The sequence below is a fragment of the Aliiroseovarius sp. genome, assembly GCF_030148435.1.
Classification (GTDB): domain Bacteria; phylum Pseudomonadota; class Alphaproteobacteria; order Rhodobacterales; family Rhodobacteraceae; genus JASBTN01.
The window spans coordinates 1-17,418 of the sequence record NZ_JASBTN010000029.1 but is presented as its reverse complement, the minus strand read 5'-3'; the positions used below and the strand labels follow the sequence as shown (position 1 = coordinate 17,418).

Below are 17,418 nucleotides of genomic sequence, written 5' to 3'. Positions count from 1 at the left end.
GTGGGCGCCGGTCGACGCGCCCGAGGGCACGGCGGCGCGGCCCAGGGTGCCGTCTTCCAGGATCACGTCGACCTCGACGGTCGGGTTGCCGCGGCTGTCCAGGATCTCGCGGGCGAGGATGTCGATGATGAGGGTCATTTGCGGGGCCTTTCACGGTTCGCGTTAGCGCTAACTGATGCTGCGCCCTGATATAGGGATCAGGCCTGCAGCAAAAGGAATTTCTTTGCCAAGGCCTATAGCGGGGGGGCGAGCGCTTTGAAAGGGCCGCTTGGGATGTTAGCGCACACGTTTCGGGATCGGTGGCGATCAGCCGGTTGCGCGGGCCCTTCGCGCCGCCCTGGCCTCGCGCAGGAACGTATAGAGCCCGGTCGCGATGACGATGCTGGCGCCGGTCATGGTCCAGAGGTCCGGACGTTCGCCGAACACGATCATGCCCAGGATCAGCGAAAACACCAGCCGCGTATAGCGAAATGGCATGACCGCCCCCGCGTCGCCCATGCGCAAGGCCAGCACGATGGCATAGTAGCCACCGACACCGAAGATCACGGCCCCGGCCACGAACCCCCAGCCGCGCAGCGTGGGCCAGACCATCGGGTCGGCCGTCATTGGCAGGAGCACCAGCCCGGCCACCAGGACCGAGGCGAAACCGTAGAAGGCGACCGAGGTCGACGGAATGTCCGGCCGCAGTTGCCGGGTGATCAGGTCGCGCGCGGCAATGCCGATCACCGTGATTGCGGGCAGCAGCGCGTTCACGTCGAAGCTTTCGCCGCCCGGACGGATAATCATCAACACGCCTATGAAGCCGGCGAAAATGGCGCTCCAGCGGCGCCAGCCGACCTGTTCGCCCAAAAACAGCGCGGCGCCCGCCGTGACCGCCAGCGGCGTGGCCTGGAACACGGCGGCCACGGTGGACAGCGGGACCAGGGCCAGGGCGGTGACGAAGAAGATGGTCGAGGCGCCTTCCGCGAAGTTGCGCGCCAGCATGGCCCGACCGCGCATGTCGCGATGTACCAGCGGGGCCAGCGTGCCCCGTTGCGCCAGGGTCAGCGCGGCAAAGGCCAGTGACCCTCCGGTGCCGATGAAGATCAGCACCTGGGACACCGGCAAGCCGGTCGTCATCGATTTGATGAAGACGTCCTCCATCGTGAAAGCGACCATGGCGGCAATCATCAGCAGGATGGCGCGAGTGTTGTTCATGGGGGTCGGCTCCGTGTTCGCCCGGCCATCTGGCGCATCGGTTTGGGGGCATGCTTGTCCGTTTCCGACCGGGTGGTCAGGAAGCGACCCCTGCCTCCCTGGCCTTGCGGGTCAACCGCGCTTCGCGCAGGAAGGAATAGAGCCCGGCACCAATGGCGACGGCGGTGCCGATCAGGGTCCAGGCATCGGGGCGTTCACCGAAAACGAAAACCGCCAGCGCCAGGGCAAAGACCATGCGCGAATAGCGGAAAGGTGACACGGCCGAGACCTCGCCCACCCGCATTGCGGCGGTAATGGCGTGGTAGCCCAGCACACCCACTGTCACCATCAGCGCCATCAGCCCCCAGTTGGCGCTGCCCATCGGCACCCAGTCCTGACCGCTCAGAAGCAGAACCGCGCCGGTGGGGGCCAGCATCGACATGCCATAGGTCGAAATGCGCATGGTGGGCATGCCCGCGGGCACCAGCCGGGTCGCCAGGTCACGCAGGGCCAGGCCGATCATTGCCGCCACGGCCCAGAGCGAGTTTGGATCGAACCCGTCCAGCCCCGGCCGCATGATGATGAGCACCCCGGCGAACCCCACCAGCGTGGCGGTCCAGCGCCGCCAGCCGACGTGCTCCCCCAGCAAAGTGGCGGCGCCCAGGGTCACGGCGAGGGGCGTGGCCTGCAGGATGGCCGCCGTCAGCGACAGCTCGGTCCTGGCAAGCGCGGTAAAGATGCAGAACGTGCCGGCGATCTCGGCCACATTGCGCAGGATCACGCCGCGATGCAGGAAGTCGCGGGTGACAACCCGGTGGCGTTGCAGCCGCGTCATCGTCGCAAAGACCAGCCCGCCGCCGCTGCCCAGAAGCAGCAGCACCTGGCCCAGGGGCATGGCCTCGGCGGCCCATTTGATTGTCATGTCGCCAAGTGCAAAGAACCCCATGGCAAGCACCATCAGGGCAATGCCACGCAGATTGTCGCTGCGCTGGGTGTTCATGACGCCTCCGAATTCCGAACCCGCCGACCATGGGGGAGGCGGACGGATTTGACCAGATGGAAAATGTTTCGCCCGTGGGCGGGCATTGCCCGGCAGAGCGCGCGAGCCGCGCCCGCACGATGTCTTGGAGTTTGTGTTTTTCGGGCCGGGGTGGAGCTTAAGGGCTCAGCTTTTCTTGACGCCGTAAAGCTCCAGCCGGTGATCGCGCAGCTCGTAGCCGAGCTTTTCGGCGATCCTGACCTGCAGCGCCTCGATCTCTTCATCGACAAACTCGATCACCTCGCCGGTGGTCAGGTCGATCAGGTGGTCGTGATGCTCGCGCCCGGCGGGTTCGTAACGTGCCCGCCCGTCGCCGAATTCGTTCTTGACCAGGATGCCGGCCTCTTCGAACAGTTTCACCGTGCGATAGACCGTGGCAATCGAAATGCCCGGATCCACCGCGCTGACCCGCGTATAGAGCTCTTCGACATCCGGGTGATCCACGGTGCCTTCCAGCACGCCCGCGATCACACGGCGCTGTTCGGTCATGCGCAGCCCCTTGGCTTCGCATTTGTCGAGTATGGTCTTGCTCATGCTCCCTCCGGCTTTGTTATGTCCTAGCGCATCGCTGCGCGGGGGGGAACCGTTTGGCGCAACTGCGGCCGGGGTGCAAGCGCTTGTGTCACATCAGCTCCGGTTCGCGGCCCAGTTTCCTGGCCAGCGGCGCCACGGTCAGCCCCTGCACGATGATCGAGAACACCACGATGATATATGTGGCGGTCAGGATCAGCGGTTTCCAGTCGCCGTCGGGCAGGGACAGCGCAAGGGCAACCGATATCCCACCCTTGAGCCCGCCCCAGGTCATGATCGGAATCACCCCGCGGCTGAAGGATCGGAACGGGCGCAGGATCAGCACCGGCACCGCAACTGCGGCGAGGCGCGCGACCAGAGCCAGCGCTATTGCCAGCACGCCCGCCACCACCGCGTCCATGGTAAAGGCGACGGCAAAGACCTCGAAGCCGATCATCAGGAACAGGACCGCGTTCAGGATCTCGTCCACGAGTTTCCAGAAGGCATCCACGTATTCGCGCGTCTGCTCCGACATGCCGTGTTTCGCCCCCACATCGCCGATCAGCAGCCCCGCACAGACCGCCATGATCGGGGCGGAAACATGCAGCGCCACGGCCAGTTCATAGCCGCCGAAGGCCAGACCCAGGGTGATCAGCACCTCCAGCGAATAGTCGTCGATCAGGCGCATGACCCGGAACACCAGCCAGCCCAGCACGAGGCCCAGCAGGGCGCCTCCAAGGGCCTCCTGCACGAAAAGGATTCCCGCGTCGGCCAGACCGCTTCCGCTGTCGGGGGCCACGTGACCCGACGGGAAGGCCACCCCGACCAGCACAAGAAAGACCACGTAGCCGACACCGTCATTGAACAGGCTTTCCCCGGCAATCTTGGTCTCCAGCGACTTTTGCAGATTGGCCTGGCGCAACACCCCCAGAACCGCGACCGGATCGGTAGGCGAGACCAGCGCGCCGAAGACCAGCGCGATGACAAAGGGCATGCCGGTGAGCCAGGAAAACCCGGTGCCGACGATCAGGGTCGACAGACCCACCCCGATGGTCGCCATCAGCAGCACCACGCGCCATTGGTCGCGCAGGTCCGAGATTTTCACGTGCAGGGCGCCGGCAAAGAGCAGAAGCCCCAGCATGCCTTCCAGCAGTGCGTCCGAGAAATCGATGGCCGTGACCTGTGTGCGCACCACGTCGGCGATGCCCAGGCCGGGCGCGACTAGGTCCACGCCCATGACCACCATCGAGGCCGCCAGCGACACGACCAGGATGCCGATCGCACTGGGAAGTTTCAAAAACAGGTAGTTGATGGCACCGAAGGCCCCGGCCAGGACAATCAGAAGCGACGTGATCTGCAGGAAACTCATGGGGCCCTCGTCAAAGTGATTTGGCCCGTCATAACATGCGACCGGTCGGTCGGGAATGGCTTGACTTCGCGCCTGCGGGCCGGTCCTGTCGCCGGATGGATCTGAAACGGGATATGGATGGCAGGGGCGCGGCGATTCTGATCGGGGTTTTCGTGTTGCTTGCCGTGAATCAGGTGGTGATCAAGCTGACGAACCAGGGGTTCCAGCCGGTTTTCGGTGCGACGCTGCGTTCGCTGGGTGGGGTGGCGGTGCTGAGCCTGTGGATGCTGATCCGCCGCGTACCTCTGGAGTTTCGCCCGGGCACGATTGGCGCGGGTGTGCTGGCCGGGCTGGTGTTTTCCGCCGAGTTTATCTGCCTTTACGTGGCGCTGGACCTGACCACGGTGACGCGGGTCAGCGTGATCTTCTATTCCATGCCGGTCTGGATGGCGGTGGTGGCGCATTTCGCCCTGCCGGGGGAGCGGCTGACGCCGGTAAAGCTCCTCGGGCTGCTGCTTGCCTTCGCCGGTGTGACCTGGGCCATCCTTGACCGCTCCGGTCCCGGGGGGGAGGCTTCGGTCTGGGGCGACCTGGCCGCGCTGGGGGCCGCCTGGGGTTGGATGGGCGTGTCGCTTTGCGCGCGGCTTACTCCTCTGCGGGTTCTTAGCCCGGAGATGCAGATGTGGTGGCAACTGGCGGTGTCGATCCCGCTCATGCTGGTGGCGGCGGTGTTCTTCGGGCCGTTCTTGCGCGACCTGCAGCCGATGCACTGGGCGGGGATCGGCTTTCAGGCGGTGCTGGTCGCGGCCGGGGCCTTCCTGGTCTGGTTCTGGCTTCTGAAAAGCTACAAGGCGTCCTCGGTGGCAAGCTTTGCCTTCCTGTCGCCGATCTTCGGGGTTTTCATGGGCTGGGCCTGGCTGGGAGAGCAGGTCACTGTCCCGGTGCTGGGCGCGCTGGGCCTGGTGGCCGTGGGGATCTTGCTGATCAACCGGCGGTGAGGCTGTCGGGCGTTACCGTGCCGCCACCTCGGCCCAGACCGGCAGGTGATCCGAGGCGATGCGGCTGAGCTGGGTTTCGATCACACCCGCGTCGCGCAGTTCCAGCCCCGGAGACAGCGCCACGCGGTCCAGCGCCGCCATCGGCCGGGCCGCGTGAAAGCTGTGCCCCGGCGCGTACAGGGTGAAATCCTCATGCAGGGCCTCGAACCCCTGGGCCGCGCTCCATTCGTTGAAATCGCCCAGCATGGCCGTTGGCATGGGATGGTCGTCCAGCACGTCGGAGAGGGCGGAAAGCTGGCGCACCCGGTGGCGGCGCATCAGCCCCAGATGGGTGCCGATCACGCGCAGTGTGCCCGCGATCTCGACCGACACGGCGCCCCGGGGCTCGAACCCCGGCAGTTCGATGCGCTGCGGCAGGGCGACCTCCGTGCCCTTTCTGACCAGGATCGCATTGCCATGGCTGCCCAGGCTGACGCCGGTGATGTCCAGCGGCACCGGGGTGTAATCGCTTTCCTCTACGATCAGGCGCGCGGGCAGGGCGGCGGGACGGTTGCCCAGGCGCCGGTCGGCCTCCTGCAACACCACGACATCCGCGCCGGAGTGGTTGATCTCCTCAAGGATCCGGTGCGGGTCACGCCGCCGGTCGAGGCCGATCGCCTTGCGGATATTGTAGGTGAGGAGTTTCATCTCCCTTCCAATATATGTGCAGTTGCTGGGTGATTGAACCGGGCGATCGGGCAGATTACATATTTGTCATGGTGTTCTACGGACAAAGCTACGTGGTCTATGCGGTCTGGGCGGTGCTTCTGTGCACGGCCGGGTTCGCGCTGTATGAAGCCGAGTGGACGTTGATGATCATCGCGCTGGGCACGCTTCTGGCCTCTCTGGTGCCGGCCTTTGTCGCGGACCGTCTGCACATCCGCATCCCCATGGGGTTCTATGCCTGGATCGTGCTCTTTACCTTCGGGACGCTGTTTCTGGGCGAGGCCTTCGATTTCTATGAACGGTTCGCCTGGTGGGACGTGGCCATGCACGCCGCCAGCGCCATGGGCTTCGGGCTGATGGGCGTCGTCTTTGCCCTGACGCTTTTCGAAGGCGACAAATACGCCGCTCCGGCCTGGGCGATCTCGATCATCGCCTTTTCCTTCGCGCTGGCCATCGGCACCCTGTGGGAGGTGTTCGAGTTTGCCATGGACACGCTGTTGGGCCTGAACATGCAGAAGAGCGGGTTGTTGGACACGATGGGCGACCTGATCGTGGACACGATCGGTGCGGCCATAGGCGCCCTGGCGGGTTTTGCCTATCTCAAGGGGCGGGAGCGCTGGGGGCTTTCCGGCATGATCGCCGAATTCGTAAGGCGCAACCGCGAGATGTTCCGCAAGGCGCCGAAGGATTAGCGGGAGCGCCCCTTGGCAGACGCCTGCGGCGCCCTTCGCGGGGCGCGTCGGGGCGGTGCCCCTCGTGCCTTCTCGCACATTCTGCGAATGTGCTGCCGGGCCAACGCGCCGCATGCGGCGCTTGGCCTCCGGCGGGGATATTTCGGGAAAGATGAAAAGGCTGTTCACGTCCCGCAGAAGGTGCGGGTGACGCGCTCGTGATCTTCGGGCGGGCGGGTCAGATCGGCAAACTCCGGATTGTCCACATGAGGCGCGGACAGTGCTGCGTTCAACCGGTGGAACGGCGCGAAATCGCCGGTCAGCCCGGCTTGGATCGCCTGTTCCACGCGGTGGTTGCGCGGGATCAGAACCGGGTTCACGGCGCGCATCGTGGCCTGGTGATCGACCGCATCTCCCGGTTCGCGCGCCAGCCGCGCCTGCCAGTCGGGCAGCCAGCTGTCCCAGGCGCCCGGGTCGGTCACATGCGCACTGGCATCCTCGCGGGTCAGGGCGCGGAAAGCATTGGTGAAATCACTGTTCGAGCTGGCCATTCGGCTCAGCAATCCGGTGATCAGGGCCTCGTCGCCGTCTTCCTGGTTTACCAGCCCGACCTTGGCGCGGAAAAGCCGCATCCATTCGGCCTGGAAAGGTTGGACAAAGCCGTTCACCACCTCGGTTGCTTCCTCGATGGCGGCCTCGCGGTCCTGCATCAGTGGCAAGAGCGCGGTGGCCAGCTGGGCCAGGTTCCAGGCCGCGATATTGGGCTGGTTCTGGTAGGCATAGCGCCCGTATTGGTCGATCGAGCTGAACACGGTCGAAGGGTGATAGCCATCCATGAAGGCACAGGGACCATAGTCGATCGTTTCGCCCGACAGGGCGGTGTTGTCCGTGTTCATTACCCCGTGGATGAAGCCAAGGCTCATCCATTGCGCGACCAGCCGGGCCTGCGCCTCGACCACCGCGCGCAGCATGTCCATGGGGCCTTCGGCACCCGGATAATGCCGCGCGATGACATGGTCCGTGAGCGCCTGAAGCGCCTCGGTGTCGCTGCGCGCGGCGAAATACTGGAAGGTGCCGACCCGGATGTGGCTGGCGGCCACGCGGGTCAGGATCGCGCCCGGAAAGCCCTGTTCGCGCTGCACCCGTTCGCCTGTCGTCGCCACCGCCAGCGCCCGGGTTGTGGGCACGCCAAGCGCGTGCATGGCCTCCGACAGGATGTATTCACGCAGCACCGGGCCCAACCAGGCGCGCCCGTCGCCGCTGCGCGAATAGGGTGTGCGACCGGAGCCCTTGAGCTGTATGTCGCGCCGCCCGTGGTCGCCCACGACCTCACCCAGCAGGATCGCGCGCCCGTCGCCCAGTTGAGGCACCCAGCCGCCGAACTGGTGGCCCGCATAGGCCTGGGCCAGCGGCTCGGCACCTTCGGGCAGGGCGTTGCCTGCCAGCACCTCTGCGCTCAGCTCGGCAGGGTCGATGCCCAGTTCCGCCGCCAGGGGATCGTTCACCGCAACGATGCACGGATCCGCCACCGGCACCGGGTTCAGGCGGGTATACATCCGCCCGGGCAGGCGCGCATATGAATTGTCGAAGCGCATACGGCGAGTTTACAGCAGCCGCGTCATCAGGTGGTAACGATCACGCGAGGCAAAGCCCAGCCGCCCATAGAGCCGCCTGGCCGCGTCATTCCCCGTGGCGACCTCCAGATGCAGCGCGCGCACCCCCTGATCCGCCAGTGCTCGGGCAAGCGACCCCAGCGCCTCCGACCCCATGCCGCGCCCGCGTACCCTGTCGCGGATGAAAAACTCGTCCACGATCGCGTCCAGCCCGCCCAGTTCGATCGACCAGCCGAAGGTCACGGCGACATAGCCCACCGGGGCCGATCGCGGGCCGATCAGCCAGATCGCGCCGTAGGGGGAGCCTTCGAGCAGCGGGGTGAGCGCCGCGCGCCGGGTCTCGTCATCCTGCTCGATCCCTTCGAGGGCATGGTAGCGTTCGACCAGGCTGACAAGCCGGTCCAGATCGTCGGTGGAGGCCAGTCGAAGGGTGCTCATAACCGGGCCAGCCTTTCCGTCAGCAGGGCAAAGAAACCGTCCGCGTCAAGGTCGCCGATGAACAGCGCGTTGGGCGAACGGTCGGTCACGCCCCACCAGTCGGCGACAGTCATTCCCAGGGTGAGTTCGGACTGTGTTTCCACCACGACATTCACGCGGCGGCCGGAAAGCAGTTCGGGCGCGAGCAGATAGGCGATGACGCAGGGATCATGCAGCGGCGCACCTTCCGATCCGTATTTCTCCTTGTCGAACCGTTCGAAGAAATCGGTCATCTCGGCCACCGCGACGCCGACCCTGGTGCCAAGGGCCCTGAAGGCTTCATTGCGCGGTCTGGTGACAAGCGCCCTATGGGTGACGTCCAGCGGCATGATCACGAGGTCGCATCCGGATCTGAATACGATATCAGCGGCTTGAGGGTCGACATAGATGTTGAATTCGGCCGTGGGGGTGACATTTCCCACTTCGAAATACGCGCCGCCCATCAGCACGATCTGGCTCACCCGATCAACGATGTCGGGGGCGCGTTGGAAGGCTGTGGCGATATTGGTGAGCGGTCCCAGCGCGCAGAGCGTGACCGTATCCGGCGCTTCGGTGCGCAGCGTGTCGATGATGAAATCAACCGCGTGCCGGTCCTGCAGGGCCATGGTCGGATCGGGCAGATCCGGCCCGTTCAGCCCGGTCTTGCCATGCACATATTCGGCGGTGACAAGAGGGCGTTCCAGCGGCGCGTCGCAGCCGGCAAAGACGCGGGTGTCGGGCCTGCCCCCCAGTTCGCAGACAATACGCGCGTTCTTCCGGGTCAGCGGCAGGGGCACGTTGCCGGCGACTGCGGTAATGCCCAGCACCTCCAGTTCGGGCGAGGCCAGGGCCAGAAGAATGGCCACGGCATCATCCTGACCGGGATCGGTATCGATAATGATTTTTCGCGTCATGTCATGCCTTTATGCGGCGAGTTCAATCCAGATAGGCACGTGGTCCGAGGGTTTCTCGCGCCCGCGGACCTCCTTGTCGATGCCCACGTCCGTCAGCAGATCGGCACATTGCGGGGACAGCAGGAAGTGGTCGATGCGAATGCCGTCATTGCGCTGCCAGGAGCCGCGCTGGAAATCCCAGAACGTGTATTGTTCGGCCGCTTGATTGCGGGCACGAAAGGCGTCGGTCAGGCCAAGGTTGAGGATACGGCGATAGGCGTCACGGCTGTCCAAGCGATAAAGCGCGTCCTGGGTCCAGTCCTCTGGGCGCGCGGCATCCTCGGCTTGCGGGATGATGTTGTAGTCCCCCGCCATGAAGAAGGTTTCTTCCTGTGAAAGCAACGCTTTGGCGCGCGTTCTTAAACGTTCCATCCAGGCAAGCTTGTAGTCATATTTCGGCCCCGGCACCGGGTTTCCATTGGGCAGGTAGAGGCCGCAGATGCGCACCGCCTGATCGCCCACCACGGTGGCCTCGATGTAACGCGCCTGCGTGTCCTCGTCGTCGCCGGGCAGGCCCCGCATCACGTCTTCCATCGGGTATTTCGACAACAGAGCGACACCGTTGAAGCTTTTTTGTCCATGAGTTTCAACGCTGTATCCCATGTCCTCGAAGTGCTCCCGTGGGAACGCCTCATCCACCGACTTGATCTCCTGCAGGATGGCGACATCGGGTTTGGCCTCTTCCAGCCAGGCGGTCAGGGCGGGCAGGCGCGCCTTGATCCCGTTGATGTTGAAACTGGCGATTTTCATGGGGCCCCCGATTGATCCTGCGCGTCTGTCGCGCCCATGTAAGGGGCAAACGGCGGTGGGCACAAGTCAGCTTGCGGCAATATGGCGGGCGGCCGCGTGGGCGCTGCTCCAGGCCCATTGGAAGTTGAACCCGCCGAGCCAACCGGTCACATCCACGCATTCGCCGATGAAATAGAGGCCGGGCTGGTGTTTCGACATCATCGTCTTGCTGTCGAGCCCGTCGGTATCCACCCCTCCCAGGGTGACTTCGGCGGTGCGGTAGCCTTCCGATCCGTTCGGTGTCAGCTCCCAGCCCTGCAGTGCCGCCACGATTTCGCGCAGCCGCGCGTCGGACTGGTCCGCGAGGTTGCCGGAGAGGCCCAGCACCGGCGTCAGGTATTCGACCAGCCGGGCGGGCAGGTGGCGGGCCAGTTCCGTTGTCAGGTTGCGCCGGCCCTCGGTCTGGCGTTGGTCGCGCAGCGCCTCGAAAAGCTCTGCCTGCGGGTCCAGGTTGACGCCGATCGCCTCACCCTCGCGCCAGTAGCTGGAGATCTGCAGGATCGACGGGCCGGACAGGCCGCGATGGGTGAACAGAAGTGCTTCGTCGAAGCTGTTGCGGGCGTTTGATACCCGGGCGGGGGCGGAGACGCCGGCCAGCGGGGCAAAGCGTCCTTCGGGAAAGGTCAGCGGCACAAGGGCCGGGCGGGTTTCCGTTACCTCATGGCCGAACCGGCGCGCCATGTCATAGGCAAAGCCGGTGGCGCCCATCTTGGGGATCGACTTGCCCCCCGTCGCCAGTACCAGGTTCCGCGCTTGGGCAGGGCCGGAGGGCAGGGCGAGGCGAAACCCTTCCGGGCCATGGGTGATGTCAGTGACAATCGTGTTCAGCCGCAGCTCGGCGCCGGATTTGTTCAGTTCCGACAGCAGCATATCGACGATCTGCGTGGATTTCTCGTCGCAGAAAAGCTGCCCGAGCGTCTTTTCATGCCAGGCGATCTGGTAGGCATCGACAAGGGCGATGAAATCCCACTGGGTAAAGCGCGCCAGGGCGGATTTGTGAAAATGCGGGTTCCGGCCGATGAAATTGCCGGGCTCTGCATGCATGTTGGTGAAATTGCAGCGCCCACCGCCGGCGATGCGGATCTTTTCCCCCGGGCGTTTGGCATGATCAATCAGCAGGGTGCGCTTGCCGGTGCTTGCGGCTTGCCCCGCGCAGAAAAGACCGGCCGCGCCCGCGCCGATGATGATCGTGTCCCAGAATTCCATGGGGCCGGTCTGGATCAGATTGTCCCGGTGGGCAAGGGGTCAGATCGAAAAGGAGGTGCCGCAGCCGCAGGCCGCCGTGGCATTCGGGTTGTCGATCACGAAACGCGCGCCGATCAGCTCTTCGCTGAAATCAATGGTGGCATTGGTCAGAAAGGGCAGGGACACCTCGTCCACCACGACCTTTTCACCGGCCCCTTCCAGCACCAGGTCGCCCTCGGCCGGATCATCCAGCGAGATGTCATACTGGAACCCCGAACAGCCGCCCCCTTCGACGGCCACGCGCAGGGCCTTGCCCTGATTGGCGGCGCCAATTTCGGCCAGACGCTCGAAAGCGCGGGGAGTAACGGTGGGAGGCAGGGTCAATTCCATGGTTTCGCGTTTCCTCTGTTCGCAAAACCGAATATAGGGGGGCTGGGACAGGGCAGCAAGATGAGGCAGTGATGCTGGCCACATATGCAAGCGATCCGACGCGTACGCGCGGGCGGCTCCATGGCGAGGACGAAAGCGCCTTTCGTGAACCGTTTCAACGCGATCGCGACCGAATCATTCATTCCAGCGCCTTTCGGCGGCTCAAGCACAAGACGCAGGTTTTTGTCGAACACGAAGGCGATTATTTCCGCACCCGTCTGACCCACTCGATCGAAGTGGCCCAGGTGGCGCGGACAATAGCCGGTGCACTGGGGCTGAACAGCCACCTGACCGAGGCCGTCGCCCTGGCCCATGATCTGGGTCATACCCCGTTCGGCCACACCGGGGAAGACGCGCTGGACGTGTTGATGGCGCCCTATGGCGGCTTTGATCACAATGCCCAGGCGCTGAAGATCGTCACGTCGCTGGAGCGGCACTATGCCGAATGGGACGGGTTAAACCTCAGCTGGGAAACCCTTGAGGGCATTGCCAAACATAACGGTCCGGTAACGGGAGATCTGCCCTATGCGCTGGCCGAATATGACGCGGGCCACCCGCTGGAATTGGACAGCCACGCAGGCGCCGAGGCGCAGGTCGCGGCCCTGGCCGATGACATCGCCTATAACAACCACGACCTGGATGACGGTCTGCGCGCCGGTCTGTTCACGGTCGAAGATATCTGTGCCCTGCCTGTCATCGGTGCGGCCTTCGCCGAGGTTGATGCGAAATACCCCGGGCTGGATGCGAAACGGCGCCGTCACGAGGCGTTGCGCAGGGTCTTCGGGGCCATGGTCGGCGATGTGCTCATCACCTCGAAACGCCTGTTGCAGGAAGCCAATCCCGGCTCGGTCGAGGAAATCCGCGCGCTGGGGCGGCCGGTCATCCGGTTTTCGGACGGGCTCTGGGCCGATCTGAAAGTGATCCGCAAGTTCCTGTTCACCCGCATGTATCGCGCGCCCTCGGTGGTCGAGATGCGCAATCGGGTCACGGCCGTGGTCGAGGATCTGTTCCCGCTGTTTCTGGCCCAGCCCGAGCTTTTGCCCGCGGATTGGCACGCGGACCTGGCGCGGGCGCGCGGCGACGATACGGCGCTGGCGCGGCTGGTGGCGGATTACATCGCGGGCATGACCGACCGGTTTGCGCTTCAGACCCATGCGAAACTGATCCAGGCCGGATGAAGGCGCCGCTAAGTCGGGGCATTGCGGCGCTGGTGCAGCAACAGCGAACCGGGCCGCAGTCGCGGTTTTCCCAAGTTTACAACCGTCACTTCACGCAGACTATGCAGGCGCGTGCGAAAATGACAAAGGGTGCGAATGAAAAAGGGTGAGCGTCGCGAAACACTCACCCTCGATCGGCCAGAAACGGGCCAAGCCCATTCTGTCACATTTTTGCGGCGCCTTACGGGCTCGGGCTGCTGTTGCCACCCGACAGGGCCACGCCCAGCAGGACCAGCAGCATGAGCGGGATCAGGATGCCGGCGGAGGAGGACGTGGTGGCCTCTTCGACGATCACGACCGGTTCGACGATCGGGTCGACCAAGGCGCCGGCGTTGGCGGCGGTGGCGGCGGTGGCGGCGATCAGGGCCGCGGCTGCGATTTTCTTCATGGTGTTATTCTCTCGTTTTTTCAGGTGCTCGGTACTCCCCCTGCGGGGCGCGCACCAACGCTAGTTTATCGTGTGTGGCGAGTCAAAACCGGCCACTTCGGTGGCCGCTGTGCGCGGCGGAAATGCAACAGGTGGCCCGGGGGCGTTGACCTCTCGGCCCCCCGTGATAAACCGCGCGCAACGACGAAGGATGCCCGAGATGAACCTGTTTACCGAAATTCGCGCGCTGGTGCTGGACAGCCTGGCCGAGATGAGCGCCGACGGCGCGCTGCCCGAGGGGCTGAGCCTTGACAATGTCGCGGTCGAACCGCCGCGGGATGCGGCGCATGGCGACATGGCCACCAATGCCGCGATGGTGCTGGCGAAACCGGCCAGGATGAAGCCGCGCGACATTGCCGAGGTGCTGGCGGGCAAGCTGGCCGCCGATCCGCGCATCACGCGCGCCGAAGTTGCGGGACCGGGCTTTCTGAACCTCTCGCTGGAGCCATCGGTCTGGACCGACCTCGTTTCCGCCGTTCTGACCACCGAGGGCTATGGTCGTTCGGACATGGGGCAGGGCGCGCGCGTCAATGTTGAATATGTCTCGGCCAATCCGACCGGGCCTTTGCACGTGGGCCATACCCGAGGCGCGGTCTTCGGTGACGCGCTGGCGAGCCTCTTGGAGTATGCCGGCCACGCGGTCACGCGTGAATATTACATCAACGACGGCGGTGCCCAGGTCGATGTGCTGGCGCGCTCGGTCTACCTGCGTTACCTCGAAGCCCACGGCGAGGCTGTGGAATTCCCCGAGGGCACCTATCCCGGCGACTATCTGGTGCCGGTCGGCGAGGCGCTGAAGGCCAGGGTCGGCGACGCCTATGTGGGCAAGGGCGAAGAGGTCTGGCTGGAGGAAATCCGCGACTACGCCACCGATGCGATGATGGATCTGATCCGCGCGGATCTGGCCCAGCTCGGCGTGAAAATGGATGTTTTCTTCAGTGAAAAGTCGCTTTACGGCACGGGCCGGATCGAGGCTGCCCTGGCGGCGCTGGACGCCAAGGGGCTGATCTATGAGGGCGTGCTGGAGCCGCCCAAGGGCAAGAAGCCCGAGGATTGGGAACCGCGCGAGCAGACCCTGTTCAAATCGACCGAACACGGCGATGACGTGGACCGGCCGGTCAAGAAATCGGACGGTGCCTGGACCTATTTCGCGCCGGATATCGCCTATCATTTCGACAAGGTGGAACGCGGGTTCGACGCGCTGATCGACATTTTCGGCGCCGACCACGGTGGTTATGTCAAGCGCATGAAGGCCGCCGTGTCGGCCCTGTCGGACGGAAAGGTGCCGCTGGACATCAAGCTCACCCAGCTGGTGAAGCTGTTCAAGAACGGCGAGCCCTTCAAGATGTCCAAGCGCGCCGGAAACTTCGTCACCCTGCGCGACGTGGTGGAGCAGGTGGGCCCCGATGTGACCCGCTTCCACATGCTGACGCGCAAGAACGACGCCTCGCTGGATTTCGACTTCGACAAGGTGCTGGAGCAGAGCCGCGACAACCCGGTCTATTACGTGCAATATGCCCACGCGCGTGTGAAATCGGCGCTTCGCAAGGCCGGCGACGTGGCGCTGTCCGATGTGCCCGCGCTGGAGGACGAGGCCGAGTTCGCCGTGGCCAGGAAGCTGGCCGAATGGCCGCGCCTGGTCGAGATTGCGGGGCGAACCAACGAGCCTCATCGCGCGGCCTTCTACCTCTTTGATCTGGCGAGCGAATTGCACGGGTTGTGGAACCGGGGCCATGACGAGCCGGACCTGAGGTTCCTGCAGGAGGGTAACACGGGCGCAACACAGGCAAAAATCGCTCTTGCGCGGGCCACAGCCGTTGTTATTTCCGCAGGTCTTGGTATTCTTGGCGTCACACCGGCCGACGAGATGCGCTGAGCAGCGCGCACCGACCGTGCCGGGCAAAAGAGGCGGAAAAGGACCCGGCGACGATGTATCGCTGGTGTCGCATGAGGCGAGAAATGGCACAGATGCAGGCGACGCGACCGATGGGCGCGTCTGGCGGATACCAGCAGAATAATCTTGAAACCGTTGGCACGGTGACGAAGGCCACTTACCTTCTGGGGGCCCTGATGTCCCTTGCGCTGGTCATCGGCATGGTGGTCTGGGGGGTCCAGACCCTGACCCGCGATGTGAGCGGCATCCCGGTGGTCCGGGCCGCAAAAGGCCCGGTGCGGGTGCAGCCCGAGGACCCTGGCGGCGCGAAGGTCCGGAATCAGGGGTTTGCCGTGAATGACGTGGCCGCGGACGGCACCGCAGCGGCCCCGGCTGATACGCTGATCCTGGCACCCGAGCCGCTGGATCTGAGCTTTGAGACGGTGCCGGTCGAGGCCGAACGGACGGCCCCGCAAGCGGTCGAGAGCGAAGAGGACATGATGGCGCTGGCCGAGAGCATTGCCGCGGATATCGCGCCGCTTGAGCAGGTGCAGCCCGTGGCGATGGAGGCCCCGAATGCGACGGTGACGGGGGGGTTGGGCAAGTCCCTGCGCCCGAAACTGCGGCCGGGTCAGGTGGCGGCTGTGGAGCCGTCGGCTCCTCCGGTCGATTTGGCCAGCGGCACTGTGCGTGATGTGGATGCGGCGACGATTCCGGTGGGGACACGCCTGGCCCAGCTGGGCGCGTTCAAGACCGAAGAGATCGCGCGCAAGGACTGGGCCCGGCTGGAGGTCAAATTCGGCGATTACCTGAACGGCAAGGACCGGGTGATCCAGAAAGCCGAAAGCGGCGGACGGACCTTCTATCGGTTGCGCGCCATGGGCTTTGCCGATCTGGGCGATGCGCGGCGATTCTGTTCGGCCCTGGTCGCGGAACGGGCCGAGTGCATTCCGGTCGTGACGCGGTGAGCCGCTTTGGCGCGACCATCCTTGATGCAAGCGGCCCCCGGTTAACCCACGAGGAAAAGGCGTTTTTCCGCGAGGCGGACCCGTTCGGTTTCATCCTGTTCGCCCGCAATGTCGAACGCCCTGATCAGGTCCGCGCCCTTTGTGCCGAGATGCGCGAGGCGGTGGGTCGCGAGGCGGTGATCACCATCGATCAGGAGGGCGGACGCGTACAGCGGCTGCGCAGCCCGGACTGGACCGAGTGGCGCTCCCCGCTGGAAGAGGTGAAGCGCGCGGGCGCGCACGCGGCGCGGGTCATGGCCCTGCGGTATCGCATCATGGCCGCCGAATTGCGGGCCATAGGCGTGGACAGCAATTGCGCGCCGCTGGTCGATGTGATCGCGCCCGATACCCATGAATTCCTGACCGACCGCTGCTATGGCGATGATCCGGGCCGCGTGGGCGCGGTGGGCCGTGCGGTGGCGGACGGGCTGCTGGACGGGGGCGTCCTGCCGGTGGTCAAACATATCCCCGGCCATGGCCGTGCCACCTGTGACAGCCATTTCGACCTGCCCCGGGTCGAAGCGCCCCTGGACGATCTGCGGGCCTGCGATTTCGCACCCTTTGCGGCGCTGCGCGACCTTCCCATGGCGATGACCGCTCATGTGGTCTATGCGGCGCTGGACGACCGGCCTGCCACCTTGTCGGCCCGGGTGATCAGCGTGATCCGCGAGGAGATCGGCTTTGACGGGCTTTTGATGACCGACGACATCTCGATGAAGGCGCTGAACGGGACACCCGCCGGGATCGCGCGCGGGTCGCTCGCTGCGGGATGCGATGTGGTGCTCTTGTGCAATGCCGATCTGGACACGCGGCGCGCGGTGGCCGAGGCGGCGGGCGTTATGTCGCAAGCGGCACAAGCCCGCGCGGACCGGGCGATTGCGCTGCGCAAAACGCCTGTGCCGGTTGACATTCCGGCCCTGAAGGCCAAGCTGTCGCAACTCAGTTGAAAGCCGGGGGGCTTGGGTGTCTGACACCATTTTCGAAGAGGACGCGGAGCCTGTCAGCGTCGCCCAGCGGATGGC

Annotated in this window: 18 protein-coding genes and 1 pseudogene; 6 read left to right on the top strand and 13 right to left on the bottom strand. The window is 64.9% G+C overall.

Annotated elements, in window-relative coordinates; genetic code table 11:
- From eno to Q1V43_RS05465, 5 genes and pseudogenes are all read right to left on the bottom strand, one after another.
- A pseudogene (gene eno, locus Q1V43_RS05485) lies at positions 1–138 on the bottom strand (phosphopyruvate hydratase); the annotation flags it as partial.
- A gap of 168 nt (positions 139–306) precedes the next feature.
- Positions 307–1,197: a DMT family transporter gene (locus Q1V43_RS05480; RefSeq protein ID WP_300514951.1), complete on the bottom strand. Its 891-nt coding sequence runs from the start codon at positions 1,195–1,197 to the stop codon at positions 307–309.
- 76 nt (positions 1,198–1,273) lie between these two features.
- The gene (locus Q1V43_RS05475) at positions 1,274–2,176 is read right to left on the bottom strand and encodes a DMT family transporter (protein WP_300514948.1); all 903 of its coding nucleotides are present in this window, start codon (positions 2,174–2,176) and stop codon (positions 1,274–1,276) included.
- Positions 2,177–2,341: 165 nt separating this feature from the next.
- Positions 2,342–2,749 carry a Fur family transcriptional regulator gene (locus Q1V43_RS05470; protein ID WP_300514945.1) on the bottom strand — a complete coding sequence of 136 codons (408 nt, stop codon included), beginning with the start codon at positions 2,747–2,749 and terminating at the stop codon, positions 2,342–2,344.
- 88 nt (positions 2,750–2,837) lie between these two features.
- Positions 2,838–4,094 carry a sodium:proton antiporter gene (locus Q1V43_RS05465; RefSeq protein WP_300514942.1) on the bottom strand — a complete coding sequence of 419 codons (1,257 nt, stop codon included), beginning with the start codon at positions 4,092–4,094 and terminating at the stop codon, positions 2,838–2,840.
- 95 nt (positions 4,095–4,189) lie between these two features.
- On the opposite strand from Q1V43_RS05465, the gene Q1V43_RS05460 reads away from it, so the two are divergent.
- A complete protein-coding gene (locus Q1V43_RS05460; RefSeq protein ID WP_300514939.1) occupies positions 4,190–5,071 on the top strand; it encodes a DMT family transporter in 882 nt (293 codons plus the stop codon).
- Positions 5,072–5,083: 12 nt separating this feature from the next.
- Here Q1V43_RS05460 and Q1V43_RS05455 read toward each other — a convergent pair whose 3' ends face one another.
- A complete protein-coding gene (locus tag Q1V43_RS05455) occupies positions 5,084–5,758 on the bottom strand; it encodes an endonuclease/exonuclease/phosphatase family protein (protein ID WP_300514937.1) in 675 nt (224 codons plus the stop codon).
- A gap of 68 nt (positions 5,759–5,826) precedes the next feature.
- Here Q1V43_RS05455 and Q1V43_RS05450 point away from each other — a divergent pair, with 68 nt between their 5' ends.
- A complete protein-coding gene (locus Q1V43_RS05450; RefSeq protein ID WP_300514935.1) occupies positions 5,827–6,468 on the top strand; it encodes a hypothetical protein in 642 nt (213 codons plus the stop codon).
- A gap of 164 nt (positions 6,469–6,632) precedes the next feature.
- Here the strand turns inward: Q1V43_RS05450 and Q1V43_RS05445 are convergent, their stop codons facing one another.
- The 6 genes from Q1V43_RS05445 to Q1V43_RS05420 form a co-directional block, all read right to left on the bottom strand.
- Positions 6,633–8,042, bottom strand: a complete 1,410-nt coding sequence (locus Q1V43_RS05445; protein ID WP_300514933.1) for a protein adenylyltransferase SelO — start codon at positions 8,040–8,042, stop codon at positions 6,633–6,635.
- A gap of 9 nt (positions 8,043–8,051) precedes the next feature.
- A complete protein-coding gene (locus tag Q1V43_RS05440) occupies positions 8,052–8,498 on the bottom strand; it encodes a GNAT family N-acetyltransferase (protein WP_300514931.1) in 447 nt (148 codons plus the stop codon).
- Complete coding sequence (locus Q1V43_RS05435; protein WP_300514929.1) at positions 8,495–9,430, bottom strand: nucleoside hydrolase; 936 nt, start codon at positions 9,428–9,430, stop codon at positions 8,495–8,497. The genes Q1V43_RS05440 and Q1V43_RS05435 overlap by 4 nt, the downstream gene beginning before the upstream one ends.
- A gap of 9 nt (positions 9,431–9,439) precedes the next feature.
- Positions 9,440–10,219, bottom strand: a complete 780-nt coding sequence (gene xth / locus Q1V43_RS05430; RefSeq protein WP_300514926.1) for an exodeoxyribonuclease III — start codon at positions 10,217–10,219, stop codon at positions 9,440–9,442.
- A 66-nt stretch (positions 10,220–10,285) separates the two neighbouring features.
- The gene (locus tag Q1V43_RS05425; protein WP_300514923.1) at positions 10,286–11,464 is read right to left on the bottom strand and encodes an NAD(P)/FAD-dependent oxidoreductase; all 1,179 of its coding nucleotides are present in this window, start codon (positions 11,462–11,464) and stop codon (positions 10,286–10,288) included.
- Between the two features lie 39 nt (positions 11,465–11,503).
- On the bottom strand, positions 11,504–11,827 hold the full coding sequence (locus Q1V43_RS05420; RefSeq protein ID WP_300514954.1) for an iron-sulfur cluster assembly accessory protein: 324 nt from the start codon (positions 11,825–11,827) through the stop codon (positions 11,504–11,506).
- Positions 11,828–11,904: 77 nt separating this feature from the next.
- On the opposite strand from Q1V43_RS05420, the gene Q1V43_RS05415 reads away from it, so the two are divergent.
- Positions 11,905–13,050: a deoxyguanosinetriphosphate triphosphohydrolase gene (locus tag Q1V43_RS05415; protein ID WP_300514921.1), complete on the top strand. Its 1,146-nt coding sequence runs from the start codon at positions 11,905–11,907 to the stop codon at positions 13,048–13,050.
- 220 nt (positions 13,051–13,270) lie between these two features.
- Here Q1V43_RS05415 and Q1V43_RS05410 read toward each other — a convergent pair whose 3' ends face one another.
- Entirely contained in the window at positions 13,271–13,477 is a 207-nt protein-coding gene (locus Q1V43_RS05410; RefSeq protein WP_300514919.1) for a hypothetical protein, read from the bottom strand.
- 199 nt (positions 13,478–13,676) lie between these two features.
- Here Q1V43_RS05410 and argS point away from each other — a divergent pair, with 199 nt between their 5' ends.
- The 3 genes from argS (at position 13,677) to nagZ (ending at position 17,343) form a co-directional block, all read left to right on the top strand.
- Positions 13,677–15,392 carry an arginine--tRNA ligase gene (gene argS / locus Q1V43_RS05405; RefSeq protein WP_300514917.1) on the top strand — a complete coding sequence of 572 codons (1,716 nt, stop codon included), beginning with the start codon at positions 13,677–13,679 and terminating at the stop codon, positions 15,390–15,392.
- A gap of 83 nt (positions 15,393–15,475) precedes the next feature.
- Entirely contained in the window at positions 15,476–16,357 is an 882-nt protein-coding gene (locus Q1V43_RS05400; protein WP_300514915.1) for an SPOR domain-containing protein, read from the top strand.
- The gene (gene nagZ / locus Q1V43_RS05395) at positions 16,333–17,343 is read left to right on the top strand and encodes a beta-N-acetylhexosaminidase (protein WP_300514913.1); all 1,011 of its coding nucleotides are present in this window, start codon (positions 16,333–16,335) and stop codon (positions 17,341–17,343) included. The genes Q1V43_RS05400 and nagZ overlap by 25 nt, the downstream gene beginning before the upstream one ends.
- Positions 17,344–17,418 lie beyond the last annotated feature (75 nt).